Annotated in this window: 3 protein-coding genes; 2 read left to right on the forward strand and 1 reads right to left on the reverse strand. The window is 46.9% G+C overall.

Annotated features, from left to right (window positions below):
• On the forward strand, positions 1–982 hold a 982-nt coding region (locus Xvie_RS24295; protein ID WP_139838925.1), incomplete at its 5' end, for an RHS repeat-associated core domain-containing protein.
• Positions 979–1,308: a hypothetical protein gene (locus tag Xvie_RS20170; protein WP_086110867.1), complete on the forward strand. Its 330-nt coding sequence runs from the start codon at positions 979–981 to the stop codon at positions 1,306–1,308. The genes Xvie_RS24295 and Xvie_RS20170, both read left to right, overlap by 4 nt.
• Positions 1,309–1,407: 99 nt before the next feature.
• On the opposite strand, the gene Xvie_RS20175 is transcribed toward Xvie_RS20170, so the two are convergent.
• Positions 1,408–1,692, reverse strand: coding sequence for a SymE family type I addiction module toxin (locus tag Xvie_RS20175; protein ID WP_086110868.1), 285 nt, complete (start codon positions 1,690–1,692; stop codon positions 1,408–1,410).
• Between the last annotated feature and the right edge of the window lie 72 nt (positions 1,693–1,764).

Genomic DNA, 1,764 nt, shown 5'->3' on the forward strand with positions numbered 1-1,764 from the left:
CAAGTTTAGGTGGAACAGCCAGAACCAGCTTACCGGGGTACAGACGCCGGGCGGCCAGCAGTGGGACTATCGCTACGATGCCTTCGGGCGGCGTACCGAGAAAGTGTGTGAGCGGGCAGGCCTGCGCACCACGTATCTGTGGGATGGCGATGTCCCGGCGGAAATCCGGGAGTACCGGCATAACCGACTGTACAGTATCCGCCATCTGGTGTTCGATGGCTGGCAGTTGCTGGCGCAGCAGGTGCAGTTTTTTAGCCTGAACCCGGCAAACCGCCATGAACTGGTGGCCGGAGAGGTTCAGACGCAGTACGCGGTGTGTGCCCCGACGGGCGAACCGCTGGCGTTGTTTGATACCGCCGGACACCGGGTCTGGCGCCAGCCGCCGCAGAGCCTGTACGGGCTGCGTCTGGGGGTGTTGGGGGAAAATCCGGAATTAAATCCGGGGATCAAGTTCGCCGGTCAGTGGCTGGATGAGGAGAGTGGGTTAGTCTACAACCGGTTCCGGTATTATTCGCCGGTGGCGGGGCAGTATCTGACGCCGGATCCCATTGGGCTACATGGTGGAGAAAATCTCTATGCATATGTTCCTAATCCACTGACTTGGATAGATCCTCTAGGGTTAAGCAAAAAGTACACAGGATTTGTTTTCCGGGCATTAACCAGAAAGCAGGCAAAATGCGCTGAGGCGGGAGAAGATATCCCACCAAAAGATCCGACAGCGAGCTATTCAGTTCAAGAACATGTTGAGAATGGAAAACTCAATACGCAATTAATTTCTACAACTAAGAAAGAAAGCACTGCTGATTTCTATAATAAAAATGGTAAGGTCAAGGTTGATTTATCCAAGATACCAGATGAGCAAATCGTTGATATTAGTAGAGGGCAGGGGGTAACAGGAAAAGCATTCCGTTACGCCCGTAAGGATCAAGAGGTTCTTCTTACGAATGGTATTCCTTCTGGAACATACAAGGTTATAAAATGAGTAATGATCTTTACTTACGTCTTGATTCTATATCTCAAGAGCTAGATGATTTTTATACTAAAGAATATTCTTCTGAGCATGAGGAGTATTTAGAAAATAAAGCAATCAAATCTAAAATTGTAGATTTAATTGTAGAAGCTAAAGAATGTGATGAAAATCAGCTTATTGATAAGGCATTCTTGTTGCTTTTTGACAATACCGGATGCCAAGAAGATTTTGAGATTTTAAATGAAATCGTCACTCCCTTGGTTGATAAAAAAATTATTACCAAGGAATTGATCGAAAAGAATTTGGGTGAGAACTCTCCATTGGCAAGATGGTATTAATTATATTCAATGTGATGATCTTTTAGATTAACATTCAGGCCGGAAATTCTTTTCGATTTTCCGGCTTTCTTCTTTTTAAGAGCCGCTCATTCCCTGCCCTTAGTTGCTTTTATAGTCACCAATCAGTTCCCGCATCCGCAGCTTAATTTCGCTGAGCTGGTCTTGCTGGCGCTGGTACTGTTGCTTGATGGTGCGGGTGTCGTCGCTGTCAGGAATAAGTACCAGACAGCCGTCCATAATCTTGACGGTGAGGGTGCCACCAATCTCAAACCCTGCCTGTTTAAGCCATCTGCCCGTTAAATTTATTGCGGGTCTGGGGTTCGGCCTGCCGTTTTGCGGCACGTATCCCACGGTGTAATGTAGGGGTATATTAAATTCGGACACCTCAAACGCCTGTTAATCTGATGAACCTAACCATGAGGTATGACGATGAAATTAAAATCTACCAAACGCCGA

This window comes from Xenorhabdus vietnamensis (genome assembly GCF_002127535.1).
Classification (GTDB): domain Bacteria; phylum Pseudomonadota; class Gammaproteobacteria; order Enterobacterales; family Enterobacteriaceae; genus Xenorhabdus; species Xenorhabdus vietnamensis.